The organism is Streptomyces naganishii JCM 4654 (genome assembly GCF_014650575.1).
GTDB lineage: Bacteria > Actinomycetota > Actinomycetes > Streptomycetales > Streptomycetaceae > Streptomyces > Streptomyces naganishii.
The window spans coordinates 106,306-120,362 of record NZ_BMVF01000017.1 but is presented as its reverse complement, the minus strand read 5'-3'; the positions used below and the strand labels follow the sequence as shown (position 1 = coordinate 120,362).

Annotated in this window: 12 protein-coding genes; 5 read left to right on the top strand and 7 right to left on the bottom strand. The window is 73.6% G+C overall.

Features of this window, described 5'->3' with window-relative positions; translation table 11 throughout:
• Positions 1 to 461 precede the first annotated feature (461 nt).
• Entirely contained in the window at positions 462 to 1,208 is a 747-nt protein-coding gene (locus IE217_RS26995; RefSeq protein WP_190180549.1) for an SDR family oxidoreductase, read from the top strand.
• A 257-nt stretch (positions 1,209 to 1,465) separates the two neighbouring features.
• Here the strand turns inward: IE217_RS26995 and IE217_RS26990 are convergent, their stop codons facing one another.
• On the bottom strand, positions 1,466 to 2,671 hold the full coding sequence (locus IE217_RS26990) for an ROK family transcriptional regulator (RefSeq protein WP_190180548.1): 1,206 nt from the start codon (positions 2,669 to 2,671) through the stop codon (positions 1,466 to 1,468).
• A 232-nt stretch (positions 2,672 to 2,903) separates the two neighbouring features.
• Between IE217_RS26990 and IE217_RS26985 the strand changes: the two genes are divergently transcribed.
• Positions 2,904 to 4,115, top strand: coding sequence for an MFS transporter (locus IE217_RS26985; protein ID WP_190180547.1), 1,212 nt, complete (start codon positions 2,904 to 2,906; stop codon positions 4,113 to 4,115).
• On the opposite strand, the gene IE217_RS26980 is transcribed toward IE217_RS26985, so the two are convergent.
• A complete protein-coding gene (locus IE217_RS26980) occupies positions 4,075 to 4,533 on the bottom strand; it encodes an acyl-CoA thioesterase (RefSeq protein ID WP_190180546.1) in 459 nt (152 codons plus the stop codon). The genes IE217_RS26985 and IE217_RS26980 overlap by 41 nt on opposite strands.
• 195 nt (positions 4,534 to 4,728) lie before the next feature.
• Here IE217_RS26980 and IE217_RS26975 point away from each other — a divergent pair, with 195 nt between their 5' ends.
• The 3 genes from IE217_RS26975 (at position 4,729) to IE217_RS26965 (ending at position 7,941) form a co-directional block, all read left to right on the top strand.
• Positions 4,729 to 6,129: a uracil-xanthine permease family protein gene (locus tag IE217_RS26975; RefSeq protein WP_190180545.1), complete on the top strand. Its 1,401-nt coding sequence runs from the start codon at positions 4,729 to 4,731 to the stop codon at positions 6,127 to 6,129.
• Between the two features lie 161 nt (positions 6,130 to 6,290).
• Positions 6,291 to 6,974, top strand: coding sequence for a DUF5995 family protein (locus IE217_RS26970; protein ID WP_190180588.1), 684 nt, complete (start codon positions 6,291 to 6,293; stop codon positions 6,972 to 6,974).
• A gap of 37 nt (positions 6,975 to 7,011) precedes the next feature.
• Entirely contained in the window at positions 7,012 to 7,941 is a 930-nt protein-coding gene (locus IE217_RS26965; protein ID WP_190180544.1) for a TIGR03619 family F420-dependent LLM class oxidoreductase, read from the top strand.
• A gap of 27 nt (positions 7,942 to 7,968) precedes the next feature.
• Here IE217_RS26965 and IE217_RS26960 read toward each other — a convergent pair whose 3' ends face one another.
• The 5 genes from IE217_RS26960 to IE217_RS26940 all read right to left on the bottom strand — a co-directional run bounded on the left by IE217_RS26960 (position 7,969) and on the right by IE217_RS26940 (position 13,945).
• Positions 7,969 to 9,666 (bottom strand): flavin monoamine oxidase family protein, encoded by a 1,698-nt coding sequence (locus IE217_RS26960; protein WP_190180543.1) that lies wholly within the window; start codon positions 9,664 to 9,666, stop codon positions 7,969 to 7,971.
• 59 nt (positions 9,667 to 9,725) lie between these two features.
• Positions 9,726 to 10,514, bottom strand: a complete 789-nt coding sequence (locus tag IE217_RS26955) for a carbon-nitrogen hydrolase family protein (protein ID WP_190180542.1) — start codon at positions 10,512 to 10,514, stop codon at positions 9,726 to 9,728.
• A gap of 957 nt (positions 10,515 to 11,471) precedes the next feature.
• Entirely contained in the window at positions 11,472 to 11,756 is a 285-nt protein-coding gene (locus IE217_RS26950; RefSeq protein ID WP_190180541.1) for a hypothetical protein, read from the bottom strand.
• A gap of 226 nt (positions 11,757 to 11,982) precedes the next feature.
• Entirely contained in the window at positions 11,983 to 12,435 is a 453-nt protein-coding gene (locus IE217_RS26945) for an Lrp/AsnC family transcriptional regulator (RefSeq protein ID WP_189710070.1), read from the bottom strand.
• Between the two features lie 10 nt (positions 12,436 to 12,445).
• Positions 12,446 to 13,945: an amino acid permease gene (locus IE217_RS26940; RefSeq protein ID WP_190180540.1), complete on the bottom strand. Its 1,500-nt coding sequence runs from the start codon at positions 13,943 to 13,945 to the stop codon at positions 12,446 to 12,448.
• Positions 13,946 to 14,057: the final 112 nt, after the last annotated feature.

The window sequence follows — 14,057 nt, the reverse complement described above, 5'->3', positions numbered from 1 at the left end:
CGCCCGTCCGGCATCCATACGGACGATCGGTGTGGGCTCGCTCACAGAGCGCAGTCCCGGGGCGCGACTGGAGGTCCGGCGGCGGGCAAGGGCCGTCGTCACCGCCGCCGGACCGGTCTGCGATCGAGGGATCGACGGGTCGACGGTAAGTGGACTAGACCACACCCGTCAACAGGTATGTACCAGCCCGGGCGTTCGGCTCCGCCGAGGCGAACCGGCAAAAACGCGCGAGGAGTTCGAGGGCGGCCCAGCTGCCCTGCGGGTGCGCGTGCGAGCGGATCACAACCGGGACAAACTGACCGGGCAGGCCTCGACCGAAGCACCCTGGGACCAGCGGAACGAGCGGCAACCGGCGGACCCAGTGGACCGCATGTCACATTTCGCGGGCCCCGGCCGGTCTCACATCCGGCGAGGGCACTCCGTCCGGGAGCGCCCGCCGTCCTCGGAAGGGACTGAACAGCATGACCACCATCCTGGTGACCGGCGGCACCGGAACGCTGGGCCGGCTCGTCGTCGAGCGGCTGCGCGCGGACGGCCACGAGGTGCGGGTGCTCAGCCGGCACACCCCGCCCTACGCCGTCGACCTGCGCGAGGGCGGCCCCGGCCTGGACGCGGCGGTCGCGGGCGTGGACACGGTCGTGCACTGCGCGAGCTCACCGCGCGGCGGCGACGAGGAGGCCGCCGCACACCTGATCGCGGCGGCGCGCAAGGCGGGCGTACGGCACCTGGTCTACATCTCGATCGTCGGCGTCGACCGGGTGCCCTTCGGGTACTACCGCACCAAGCACGCGGTCGAGCGCCTGGTGGAGGAGTCGGGCCTGGGCTGGACGGTACTGCGCGCGACGCAGTTCCACGACCTGGTGGTGACCGTGCTGAGCGCGCTCGCCAAGTCCCCGGTCCTGCTGCTCCCCGCCGGGGTGAGCGACCAGCCGATCGAGGTGGGCGAGGTGGCCGACCGCCTGGCCGAGCTGGCGGTGTCCGCCCCGGCGGGCAGGGTCCCCGACATGGGCGGCCCGGAGATCCGCACCTTCGAGTCCCTGGCCCGCGCCTACCTCAAGTCCACGTCCCGCCACCGCCCGCTCCTGAACCTCCCCCTCCTGGGCCGCACCTACCAAGCCTTCCGAGCAGGCGGCCACCTCACGCCGTCCAACAGGACGGGGAAGCGCACGTTCGAGGAGTACTTGGGAAGTCGCTTCGGCGACAGGTGAGGTAGGCGGACGGGGGCCCCGGGCGGGACACGCGGGCGGGGCCCCGGACGGGGGTGCAGGGGGCGGAGCCCCCGCCGGGGTCCGGGGCGGAGCCCCGTGGCGGGACTTCCTGTCCCACCGAGACGGGTGGGCGGGTGGGAAACGGGGGGTGCAGGGGGCGCAGCCCCCGCGTGGGGTCCGGGGCGGAGCCCCGCGGCGGGACCTGCTGTCCCACCGAGACGGGCGGGCGGGCGGGAAACAAGCAGCCCCGAGGACGGTCACCCCGCGACCGACGGGCCGACAGGCGAGTACAGATCCTCCTGAGCCCGCTCACGAGCCATGAGCACGGCCCCCCGCAACACCCCACCCCCACCCAACTCCCCCGCCACGACCTCGGTCACCAGCGGTGACATCCCCCGCACCCGCTCAGCGACACGCCCCGCCAGCACGCTCCCACCCGCCTGCCCCACTTCCCCGCCCAGCACCACGCACCCGGGATCCAGCACGGCGACCGCCGAGGCCACCCCCAGCACCACCCGGTCGGCCAACGCGTCCAGGAACCGCGCGGCCGCCCCGGCCGGGGAGCCGCCCGCCACCGCCCCCCGCACCACCTCAGCGGCGGCCAGCTCCGCCCCGCCCCCCTCGCCCACCAGCCCGTACTGCCCCGCCAGTTCCACCACCGCGGCCGCCCCGGCCAGCGAGTGGAACCCGCCCGCGCAGTCCGTCGCCGACGGCAGCCCCGCCGTGCCCGGCACCGGCAGGAAGCCGATCTCCCCGGCACCTCCGGAGGCACCGCGCCGCAGCACGCCGTCCAGGACGACCGCCGCCCCCGTCCCGTGACCGAGCCACAGCAGGACGAAGGTGTCCCGGCCCCGCGCGGCCCCGTCCCGCTGCTCGGCCAGCGCCGCGAGGTTGGTCTCGTTCTCGAGGATCAAGCGCGCCCGCGGCAGCCGCTCCTGCAGCGCCGCCACCAGCCGCCGGTGCCACTCGGGCAGACCCGTGGAGTCCCGCAGCTCACCGCTGACCGGGTCGATCAGCCCGGGCGCGCCGATGCCGACCGTGTGCAGCAGCCGGGCCCCCGCCTCCTTCGCCACCCGCTCCACCAGCGCGACCGCCTGCTCCACGGCGGGCCCGGTGCCGGTGTCGCCGCCGATCGGCACGGACGCCCGCGCCACCTCCCGGCCGAGCAGGTCGGACACGGTCACGGCGACACCTTCGGTACGCACGTCGAGCGCGGCGAGGTGGGCGCGGTCGGCGACGATGCCGTAAAGCCGGGCGTTCGGACCGCGCCGCTGCTCCCCGGACTCGCCGACGACGGTGATCAGCCCGGAGGCGGTGAGGCGTTCGACGAGATCGGCCACGGTGGGCCGGGACAGTCCGGTGAGCTGCTTCAACTGCCCGGCCGTCAGCGGTCCTTCCTCCTGGAGGAGCCGCAGGGCGGACCGGTCGTTGATGGCCCGGGCGGTGCTCGGGGATGCGGGCATGCCGGGAATCCTCCCAGATCGGCGGGCCGCGCCGGGCGGCCGTATATCCCCTATCTATCAGGCAGGGTCCCTGATAGTTTACGCCCGCGACCGTCTCCGCGACCGTGGGAGAACCACGGCGAACCGCGCCACGGAGGAGCCACCGGCGACCCACGCCACGGAGGACCCACCGGCGACCCATGCCACGGACACGACGCACCACGCCACGGACAAGCCAGGAGGGGCCGACCCCATGACCGCAGTGGTCTACGAGCAGCGCGACGTCAGACGCGCCCGGTACGCCGTGGCGGCCGTCTTCGCCGTGCACGGCGCCGTGACGGGCTCGTTCGCGACCCGGGTGCCGTGGATCCAGGACCACGCCTCGGTCAGCGCGGGCCAGTTGGGCCTCGCCCTGGCGTTCCCGGCGCTCGGCGCGTCGCTGGCGATGCCGCTCGCCGGCGGGATCAGTCACCGCTTCGGCGCCCGCGCCGCGCTGCGCGGTCTGCTCGCGCTGTGGACGCTCTCCCTCGTCCTGCCCGCGCTCGCCCCGAACCTGCTCACCCTCTGCCTGGCCCTGTTCTTCTACGGCGCCTCGGCGGGCATGGCGGACGTCGCGATGAACGCCCTCGGCGTGGAGGTGGAGAACCGGCTCGGCCGTTCGATCATGTCCGGCCTGCACGGGATGTGGAGCGTGGGCGCCCTGGTCGGCTCGGCGGCCGGCACCCTCGCCGCGCACGTCGGCTCGGACGCCCGGCTGCACCACGCCCTGGCGGCGGCGGTGCTGACGGTCCTCGGTCTGGTCGCCTGCTCCTGGGTGCTGGACATCCAGCCGGCCGAGGACGAGGAGCCGCCGCCCCGGTTCGCGCTGCCGCCGAAGTCGGCGCTGCTGATCGGCGCGATCGGGTTTTGCGCGGTGTTCGCCGAGGGCGCGAGCCTGGACTGGTCGGCCGTCTACCTGCGGCACCAGCTGGAGACCTCGGCCGGACTCGCGGCGGCCTGCACGACCGGGTTCACGCTGACGATGGCGGTCGCGCGGCTCGCGGGCGACCGCGTGGTGGACCGGTTCGGCTCCGTGCGCACGGTGCGGGCGAGCGGTGTCCTGGCGGTCCTGGGCGGCGTGCTCATCGTGACCGGGGGGCATCCGGCGGTGGCGATGACCGGGTTCGCGCTGATGGGCCTCGGCATCGCGGTCGTGGTGCCGCTGTGCTTCGCCGCGGCCGGCCGCAGCGGCCCGAACCCCAGCCAGGCCATCGCGGGCGTGGCGACGATCACGTACACCTCGGGGCTGGTCGCGCCGAGCGCGATCGGCGGGCTCGCCCAGGCGACGAGCCTGGTGGTGTCGTTCGGCCTGGTGACGCTGCTGGCGTGCGGCCTGGCCGCGTTCGCCGGGGTGCTGCGCGCGGGCGACCGCGGCCGCCCGCGGGTCAGCCGGCCGGCCGAAGCAGTGCCCGGCCCGCGGTCCTGAACTCCTCGCTCCAGGGCGCGGGCCGCAGCGTCGCCGGGTCCAGCCGGACCAGGACCCGGGTGCCGTGCGCGTAGGTCAGCGCGCCGTCGGCCGAGCAGAAGCGGAAGCCGTAGGTCAGGCCGGTGGTGCCGAGCCGTTCCAGCCAGAGGTGGACGGCGTACTCGCCGGGCCGGGTGACCGGGGCCTCGTAGGTGATGCGCAGTTCCTTGACGGCGTTGCAGGCGTCGCCGGCGGCCACCCAGTCGCCCTCGAAGTGGAAGCCGTGCTCGCGCCACAGCTCGGCCCAGGCGCGCTCGGCCATCAGCGGGTAGCGCGCGTTGTGCAGCAGCCCGAGCGCGTCCAGGTCGTCGAAGTGGACGGCGACGGGGATCAGCCGTCCGAACGACAGGGCGGGGGCGGCGGGTGCTTCGGCGGTCACGGCGGGGCTCCTGGACGTACGGGTGGGACGGTGGGACGGCCACCATCCTAAGCGGACGCTCAGCACACTGCGCCGGCCCCACGGGTCATGTGCGTGAACGCACGTCAGGCACCGGACCGTGTGGCCTGAGGACCCCCAGGCACCCCCGACAATGGTTTGGACACTCTTCACGTACAGAGAAAGCGAAACCCCACCATGGACCTCGGCGTGCGCTGGAAGCTGCACGGTGACGGGCGTACGCCCGCACCGGGAGCGGTGGTCCGGCCCGACGAACGGCTCTCCTGGCCCCGCACGGTCGGGCTCGGCGCCCAGCACGTCGTGGCCATGTTCGGCGCGTCCTTCGTGGCCCCCGTGCTCATGGGCCTCGACCCCAACCTCGCGATCATGATGTCGGGCGTCGCGACCGTGATCTTCCTGCTCGCCACCCGGGGCCGGGTGCCCAGCTATCTGGGCTGCTCGCTCTCCTTCGTCGGCGTGGCCGCGGTGATCCGGGCGCAGGGAGGCACGAGCGCGACCGTGACCGGCGCGGTCCTCGTCGTCGGCGTGGCGCTGTTCCTGGTCGGTCTCGCCGTGCAGCGCTTCGGGGCGCGGATCATCCACGCCGCGATGCCTCCGATCGTCACCGGCGCGGTGGTGATGCTGATCGGCTTCAACCTCGCGCCCGTCACCGCCTCCACCTACTGGCCGCAGGACCAGTGGACGGCCCTGCTGGTGATGCTGTTCACCGGCCTGGCCATCGTCTGCCTGCGTGGCTTCTGGTCCCGTATCGCCATCTTCCTGGGCCTGGTCTTCGGGTACGGCGTCTCCTGGGCCTCCGACCGGATCTTCGGCAGGATCCACTCGATGGACGGCGGCGGCAAGGTCACCGACCACTGGCGCCTGGACCTCTCCGGCGTCGGCAGGGCCGACTGGATCGGGCTGCCGTCCTTCCACGGGCCGAGCTTCCAGTGGTCGGCGATCCTGGTGGCGCTGCCCGTGGTGATCGCGCTGGTCGCCGAGAACGCCGGGCACGTGAAGGCGGTCGGCGAGATGACCGGCGACCCGCTGGACGACAAGCTGGGCACCGCGATCTCGGCGGACGGCGTTGCCTCGGTGCTGTCCACGGCGGTGGGCGGCCCGCCCAACACCACGTACTCCGAGAACATCGGCGTGATGGCCGCCACCCGCGTGTACTCGACCGCCGCCTACTGGGCTGCCGCAGGCTTCGCCCTGCTGTTCGGCGTCTGCCCGAAGTTCGGCGCGGTCGTGGCCGCGATCCCGGGCGGCGTCCTCGGCGGCATCACAGTCATCCTCTACGGCATGATCGGCCTGCTCGGCGCGCAGATCTGGACCAACGCCCGGGTCGACCTGCGCAACCCGCTGAACCTGGTGCCGGCCGCCGCGGGAATCATCATCGGCGTCGGCAACGTCAGCATGAAGTTCAGCAGCACCTTCTCCCTGAGCGGCATCGCGCTCGGCACCCTGGTGGTCATCACCGGCTACCACGCGCTGCGCGCCTTCGCCCCCGCCCACCTCAAGGGCCAGGAGCCGCTGCTGGACGAGGGCACGTCGTCGTACGACGAGAGCGCGGAGCAGACCAGGCGCGCCGAGTCCTGAGAGTCCCGGGCCCCGCGGTTCCCGGGCTCCCATCCGCGCCGACGGGCCGCGCGTTCCCCCGTTCCGGGGAAGCGCGCGGCCCGTCGGCGCGTGGGCCGGGCCCGGCCTGGGACGCTGCCCCCATGGGGCAATCGGGACAAGTCACCCGTCACCTGGACACGATGGACGCGGCCCGCGCGGCGGACGCCGTGGAGGCTGTCGTCCTGCGGATGCGCGCGCTGGACGCCGCGCTGCCGCGGCGGGACGGCGTGGCGGTCTTCAACCGGGTCTACCTCGCCGTCACCGAGGCCGTCGACGGGCGGCTGCGGGCGGGCCGGTTCGCGGACCCGTGGGCCGCGGCCGTGCTCGACGTGCGGTTCGCCGAGCGGTATCTCGCGGCCGTGGAACCGGCGGCCGGTGACCGTCGCCCGCCCGCCTGCTGGCGGCCGCTGCTCCAGTCGCGCCGGCATCCGGGGGTACGGCCGCTGCAGTTCGCGCTGGCCGGCATCAACGCGCACATCGGGCACGACCTCGCCCTCGCCGTCGTGGACGCCTGCGACACGCTGCGCTGCGAACCGGCCGAACTGGAGGACGAGTTCGACCGCGTCGGCGACCTGCTGGTCTCGCTGGAGGAGCGCATCCGCGAGGACCTGATGCCGGGCCCCGACCTGCTGCAGATCGCCGACCCGCTCACCCATCTGCTCGGCTCGTGGAGCCTGGAGCGGGCCAGGGAGGCCACCTGGTCGGCCGCGCGGGCCCTGTGGGCGCTGCGCCGACTGCCGGACCTGGCCGAGGAGTTCACCCAGCGCCTGGACTCGGCCGTAGGCTTCGCGGGACGCATGATGCTCACCCCGCTGCCGCACTGACCCCGCACCGCTGCCGCACCGACAAGGAGCACACCGCATGGCGACCCGTCTCGGACTCGGGCTACCGCAGAACCGGCAGTACCACCTCGGCAGGGACGTGCCCGACGTGGCGCGCGCCGCCGAACGCGCTGGCTACGACAGCGTGTGGGTGTACGAGCGGGCCCTGTTCCCCGAGCCCGCCACGCAGGGGCTGTACGGAGTGGAGGGCCTGCCCTGGCCCGACTCCTACCGGCACGTGGCCGACCCGCTGGTCGCGCTGACGCTGGCCGCGGCGGCCACCGAACGGGTCGAGCTGGGCAGCAGCGTGCTGGTCGCGCCCCTGCACGTGCCGTTCCAGCTCGCCAGGACGCTCGCCACCCTGGACGCGGTCAGCGGCGGCCGGGTGGTCGCCGGGTTCGGCACCGGCTGGTCGCTGGACGAGTACGCGGCCTCGGGGGTCCGGCCGATCAAGGAGCGCGGCCGGGTGCTGGACGAGGTGATCGACGTCTGCCGGGCGGTGTGGGGACCGGACCCGGTGCGCCATCACGGGCGGATCGCCCAGATCGACTCGGCCGTGGTCGGGCCCAAGCCCGCCCGGCCGATCCCGATCCTGCTGGCCGCGAGCACCCGGCGGGCGCGTGAGCGGCTCGTCGAGCACGCCGACGGCTGGCTGCCGATCGCGGCGGGCGTGGAGCAGGTGGCCGACCAGTGGCACGCGCTCCAGGACCTCGCCGCCGAGCGCGGGCGGCAGCAGCCGATCCGCACCGTGCTCAGGGTCAACGCGCGCTTCTCGGCCAAGCCGGCCGGCGAGGCGGGCCGGCGCCCCTTCCACGGCAGCGCGGACCAGATCGCCGAGGACCTGCTGCCGTACACGGAACTGGGACTTCAGGAGATCCTCGTCGACGTGCAGAGCGGCGCGCGCGACGCGCAGGAGCTCAAGGACGTGGCCACCGAGGTGTACGAGAGGGCGCGGGCGGCCGGTGTCTGACCGGCGGCCGCCCGCGCCCCGCGCGGCTCAGTCCTCGGGGAGTTCCACGGGCGCGATCTCGTCGTAGACGTCGCCGGGGCCGGGGTTGGACCGGTCGGTCTGGCCGCCCAGGTGGTGCATCACGCCCCAGACCGCGTTCAGCGCGGTCTGGACGGCGCCCTCGGCCCAGCCGGCCGTCCAGGAGATGTCGTCGCCGGCGAGGAAGATGCCCCGCTTGTCCTCGGGCAGCCGCTCCTGCATGAAGTGCGTGAACAGGCGCCGCTGGTAGCGGTAGTGGCCGGGCAGGTTGGCCTTGAACGCGCCCATGAAGTAGGGCTCGTTCTCCCAGGAGACGGTGACCGGGTTGCCGATGACGTGGCTGCGGATGTCGACCTTCGGGTAGATCTCCGACAGCGACTTCAGCATGACCTCCATCCGCTCGCTCGCGGACAGCGGCAGCCACTTCAGGCTGTCGTCGCACCAGGTGTACGACAGGCAGATCACGGCGGGCTTGTCCGGGCCGTCGTCGAGGAGGTAGGTGCCGCGGGTCATGCGGTCGGTGAGCGTCATCGACATGACGTCCCGGCCGGTCTCCTCGTCCTTGTCCAGCCAGAACGGCCGGTCGACGGGCACGAAGAGCTTGCTGGACTCCATGTAGTGGGTGCGCTCGATCGCCGTCCAGTGGTCGATCGGGAACAGCTCGTCGTCGCACTGGATCTTGGACAGCAGCATCCAGGACTGCGCCGTGAAGATCGCCGCCCGGTAGGTGCGGATGTCGCCGGCGGCGTCGGTGACGGTGATCCGGTTGCCCGCGGTGCGGTTGAGCCGGGTCACGGCCGGGCGGGGCTCACCGTCCACGTGGAGGGACTTCAGCGAGGTGCCGTAGGGCCAGTGGACGATCTTCTCCGGCTCGCGCTCCCAGAGCCTGAGCGGCAGTTGCTGCGAGCCGCCGACGATGCCGCGGTGGTGGTCGTCGGCCTCGGTGTAGACGACGCGCAGGATCTCCAGGATCGAGTTCGGGAAGTCGGTGTCCCAGCCGCCCGTGCCGAAGCCGACCTGGCCGAAGATCTCGCGGTGCCGGAAGGACTTGAAGGCCTCGGAGTCGCAGAGGAAGCCGTAGAAGGTCTGGTTGTCGAGCTTCTCGACGAGCCTCGCCCAGATCTCCCGGATGCGGGGCACGTCCCGCTCGCGCATGGCGCGGTTCATGTCGGAGAAGTCCGCGCCCTCCTCCAGGCACTTGTTCCAGGCGTCGGCGACGTCCCGGTAGACCTGGGGCAGGTCGTCGATCGTCTCGGCGTAGTGCGACTCGCCCTTGAGGTCGACGACGGTGGAGGGGGTGGCCTCGGCCAGCGGGTTGGGGAACGGCCTGGTCTCCAGGCCCACCAGGTCGATGTAGTGCTGGAGGGCCGTGGAGGACGGCGGGAAGCGCATGGCGCCCATCTCGGCGGTCAGCGACTCGTCGCAGCCCTCGAAGCCGACGGTGCGCAGCCGGCCGCCGATCCGGTCGGCCTCGTAGACGACGGGCTTGAGGCCCATCTTCATCAGCTCGTAGGCGGCGACGATGCCGGACAGGCCGCCGCCGATGACCGCGACCTCGGTGCCGTGCTCCGTGGCCGGGACCTGGCCGAGGCCCGCGGGGTGGGCGAGGAAGTCGTCGTAGGCGTAGGGGAAGTCCGGGCCGAACATGGTGATCGGCGGCTGCTGCTCGTCTGCGTGCTCGACGGCGTTGGGCACCGTGGACGTCATGGGGTACGGACTCCTTGCGCGGAAGAACGGGGGTGGAGGCTGGGCGGGGCCGGGGCAGGTCAGAGGAGGGACCCGTAGAGGCCGGGGCGGCGGTCCTTCAGGTACGGGTTGGCCTCGCGGGAGGCGGCGAGGAAGGCCCGGTCGGCGTCGGCGAACACCAGCTCCTCGGCGCGGCCGGCGCGGGCGCGGGCGATGCCGTCGGGGCCGGCGAGGGTGGAAAGCCCGACGAACTCGAACTCGCCCTCGCGGCCGACCCGGTTGACGTACGCCACGTACATCTGGCTCTCCCAGGCGCGCACCGGCACGAGGGACTCGGCCACGAACTGGAAGGGGTGCATCTGCGCGGTGGGGACGAGCAGCAGGTCGGTGCCGGCCAGGGCGTGGGCGCGCACGTTCTCCGGGAACTCGACGTCGTAGCAGATCATGAGCCCGACGGTCAGGCCGTCCAGCTCGGCCTGGACGACCGGGGTCTCGCCCGGGGTGAAGTGGTCGCGCTCGAAGCGGCCGAAGAGGTGGGTCTTGCGGTAGTTGGCCAGGCGGGTGCCGTCGGCGGCGAGCAGCTGGACCGAGTTGAAGACGGCCTCGCCGTCCCGCTCGGGGTAGCCGTAGGCGAGGGCCAGGCCGTGCCGGCCGGCGATCTCGGCGATCGCGTCGGCCGAGTCGCCGTCGGCGGGCTCGGCGAGGCGGCCGATCCCGTCGCCGATCGCGTAGCCGGTGAGGAACATCTCGGGCGTCACGAGCAGCCCGGCCCCGGCGGCAGCGGCCCGGCCGGCGGCCGCGTCGAGCACCTTGAGGTTCTCGGCGACACTGCCGGGGCGGCCGGAGCTCTGGAGCAGGGCGGTGCGCATGCGTGATCCTCACCGGTACGGGGGTTTCGGGGTCGCTTAGACGGTACGGTCGGCGGGCTCGGGCGGACAAGCGGGAGCCGTTGCGCGGCGGTGAGCGGATCGTTGCGTGCGGGCCGCCCGACACGGCGATTCATTGCACGCGCCCGCGGAACCTTCCGACGGCGCCTTCCCAGGCAACCGAGGCTACGTTCCGACCGCGGCCCCGCACGGTCGCAGACCGCTCCGACCCCGGCCCTGCGCCGTCACGGGCCACTTCCCGACCGCGCCCTCCCACGCCACCCAGGCCCCTGCCTACCGCGGGCTCCGCGCCATCGCAGGCCACCTCGACCCCGGCCCCCGCGCCGCCACGGGCCGCTTCGGCCGCACCTCCCGCGCCGCCCAGGCCCCTCCCGACCACGCCCTCCCGCGACCAGGCCCCTTCCGACCACAGCCGCCGCACCATCGCAGGCCACTTCGGCCCCGGCCCCTGCGCCGCCACGAGCCCCTTCCGACCGCGCCCTCCCGCGCCGCCCAGGCCCCTCCCGACCGCGGGCCCGTGCCATCGCAGGCCCCTTCGACCCCGGACCCTGCGCCGCCACGAGCCCCTTCCGACCGCGCCCTCCCACGCCACCCAGGCCCCTCCCGACCGCCCTCCCGCGCCGCCCAGGCACCTTCGGCCTCGCCCCCGCCGGCATGGGCCCCTTCCGACCGCAGCCGCCGGCATGGGCCCCTTCCGAACACAGCCGCCCGCGCCGCCACGGGCCCCTTCCGCGCCGGCCCCCGCGCCCCCGCAGGCCCCTTCCGGTCCCGGCTTCCGGCGTGGTCGTGGCGGTTCGGGGCGCAGCTCGCGCGGGCACTTCGCGATCTCGCGCAGCAGCCCGGGATCGGCGGCCCGTCCGTGCGGTTGCACGGTGCTCGGCGGGTCGATGCGTACGAGGCCGGCCCCGGCGAGGTCGCCGAGCAGTGCGCGGACCGCAGTCAGCGGGAGGGGGTGGTGCCGGCGGCGAGTTCGACGACCGGGCGGGGGGCGCGGCGCGCGGGGGCGAGCTGCGAGGCGGCGGCGTCCACGCCCAAGGGTCTGTCAGCGTCCTGGTCGAGGGCCAGGCCTTGGGACATCAGGGCGACGGTGTGCCGGTCGGAGGGGCGGGTGCGGGCGCGGGTGACGGTGTCAGGGGGCACTGTGGCTCCGCGCCAGGTCTCGTCCGGGTACCAGTCGTCGCCGGTCACGGCGACATCCGCGTCCGCGCCCGCGACGGCGCTCATGGCCGGCCGGTTGCCACGGACAGGCGGCCCGGCACTTGCTACCCGCCGGCAATGCCGGTCTGCCGCGGGAACCGCGGCCAGGACCGCCGCCCGGCAGCCGGCCGCCCGGCCCGCCCCCGGGGAGACCGGTGCTTAGTGACGTACGTCCGGACCGATGCCGGGCGGCTCGCCCACGAGATGTGGCCCTCCTCGTGCGCGAGCGCGGCCGGCCCCCCGGCCGCCCACGTCAGCTCGGCGCGCCCGAGGAGAACCGCCGCAGCAGCGGCGAGAGCACCAGCACCGACTTGGTGCGCTCCACGAACGGCTCCCCCGCGATGCGCTCCAGGACCCGCTCGAAGTGCCGCATGTCGGCGGCGAAGACCTGGGCGATCGCGTCCGCGTCCCCGGTGACGGTGGACGCGGACACGACCTCCTGGTAGCGCTCCAGGCCGCGCTGGATGGTCTCCGGCGAGGTGTTGCGCCGGCAGTAGATCTCGACGTACCCCTCGGTCTCCCAGCCGAGCGCCGCCGGGTCGACGCGCACGGTGAAACCGGTGATGGCACCGGTGGCGCGCAGCCGGTCGACGCGCCGCTTGACGGCGGGCGCGGACAGGCCGACGAGCTGCCCGATGTCCGCGTAGGAGCGGCGGGCGTCCTCGGCGAGGGCGTGCACGATGCGTTCGTCGAGATCGTTCAGCACGGTGGGCGGATCACTTCTCGGATGGTGCGGAGGGTGCGGAGGGCTCGGACGGTACCGACGGCGCCGCGAGACGGGAGCGCCGGTAGCCGTACACGAAGTAGAACACGAGCCCGACCGCCATCCAGCCACCGAAGACCACCCAGGTGACGGTGGACAGGCTGCCCATCATCCAGAGGCAGAGCAGGAAGCCCACCGCGGGCAGCACCGGCGACAGCGGCACCCGGAAACTGCGGTGCATGTGCGGGCGGGTCCGGCGCAGCACCACCACGGCCACGTTGACCAGAGCGAAGGCGAACAGGGTGCCGATGCTGGTGGCGTCGGCGAGCTGGCCCAGCGGGATGGCGGCGGCGAGCACACCGCAGAACAGCGAGACGATCACCGTGTTGGCACGCGGGGCGCCGCTCTTGGGGTGGACCCGCGAGAACACCTTGGGCACCAGGCCGTCGCGGGACATCGCGAACAGGATGCGGGTCTGGCCGTAGAGCACGGTCAGGACCACGCTGGCGATGGCGATGACCGCGCAGAAGGCCAGCAGGGTGCCCCAGAAGCTCTGGCCGGTGACGTCGCGCATGATCTGGGCGAGGGCGGCCTCGGAGTCGTTGAACTTCTGCCAGGGCTTGGCGCCGACCGCTACCGCCGCGACCAGGACGTACAGCGCGGTGACGATGACGAGCGACAGCATGATCGCGCGGGGCAGGTCGCGCTGCGCGTTCTTCGCCTCCTCGCCCGCCGTCGAGGCGGCGTCGAAGCCGATGTACGAGAAGAAGAGCGTGGCGCCCGCCGCGCTGACCCCGCTCATGCCCAGCGGCATGAAGTGGGAGTAGTTGCCCGAGCGGAAGCCCTGGACGCCGATGGCGCAGAACAGCACCAGCGCGGCGATCTTCACGCACACCATGATCGTGTTGGCGCGGGCCGACTCCTTGGCGCCGCCCATCAGGAAGACCATCGCCAGCAGGACGACGATCAGCGCCGGCAGGTTGAAGACGCCGCCGTCGCCGGGCGGCGCCGAGAGCGCGGCCGGGATGGTGACGCCGATGGTGCCCTTGAGCAGTTCGTTGAGGTACTCGCCCCAGCCCACGGCCACGGCGGCCACCGACACGCCGTACTCCAGCACCAGGCACCAGCCGCACACCCAGGCGATCAGTTCGCCCATCGTTGCGTATGCGTACGAGTAGGAGGAGCCGGCGACCGGGATGGTGCCGGCCAGTTCGGCGTAGGACAGGGCCGAGAACAGCGCGGTCAGACCGGCGATCACGAAGGAGAGCGTGACGGCCGGGCCCGCCTTGGGCACCGCCTCGCCGAGGACCACGAAGATGCCGGTGCCGAGCGTGGCGCCGATGCTGATCATGGTCAGCTGCCACAGGCCCAGGGACCGCCGCAGCGCCCCTCCCTCGCCCTGGCCACCCTCCGCCACCAGGCGCTCCACGGGCTTGCGGCGCATCAGGCGGGCGCCCGTGGACAGGGGGACGGTGACTGTTCGGTTCTGCGGGGGTGCGCCTTGGTCGAGCACGCGCGGCTCCTTCGTCGCTGCGGGGCTGGGCGGCGGTGACCGGTGCGCCCCGTCCCGCGGGAACCCACCGAGCGGGGTCCCCGCACGCCTCGTACAGCGAAGCACCCTATGA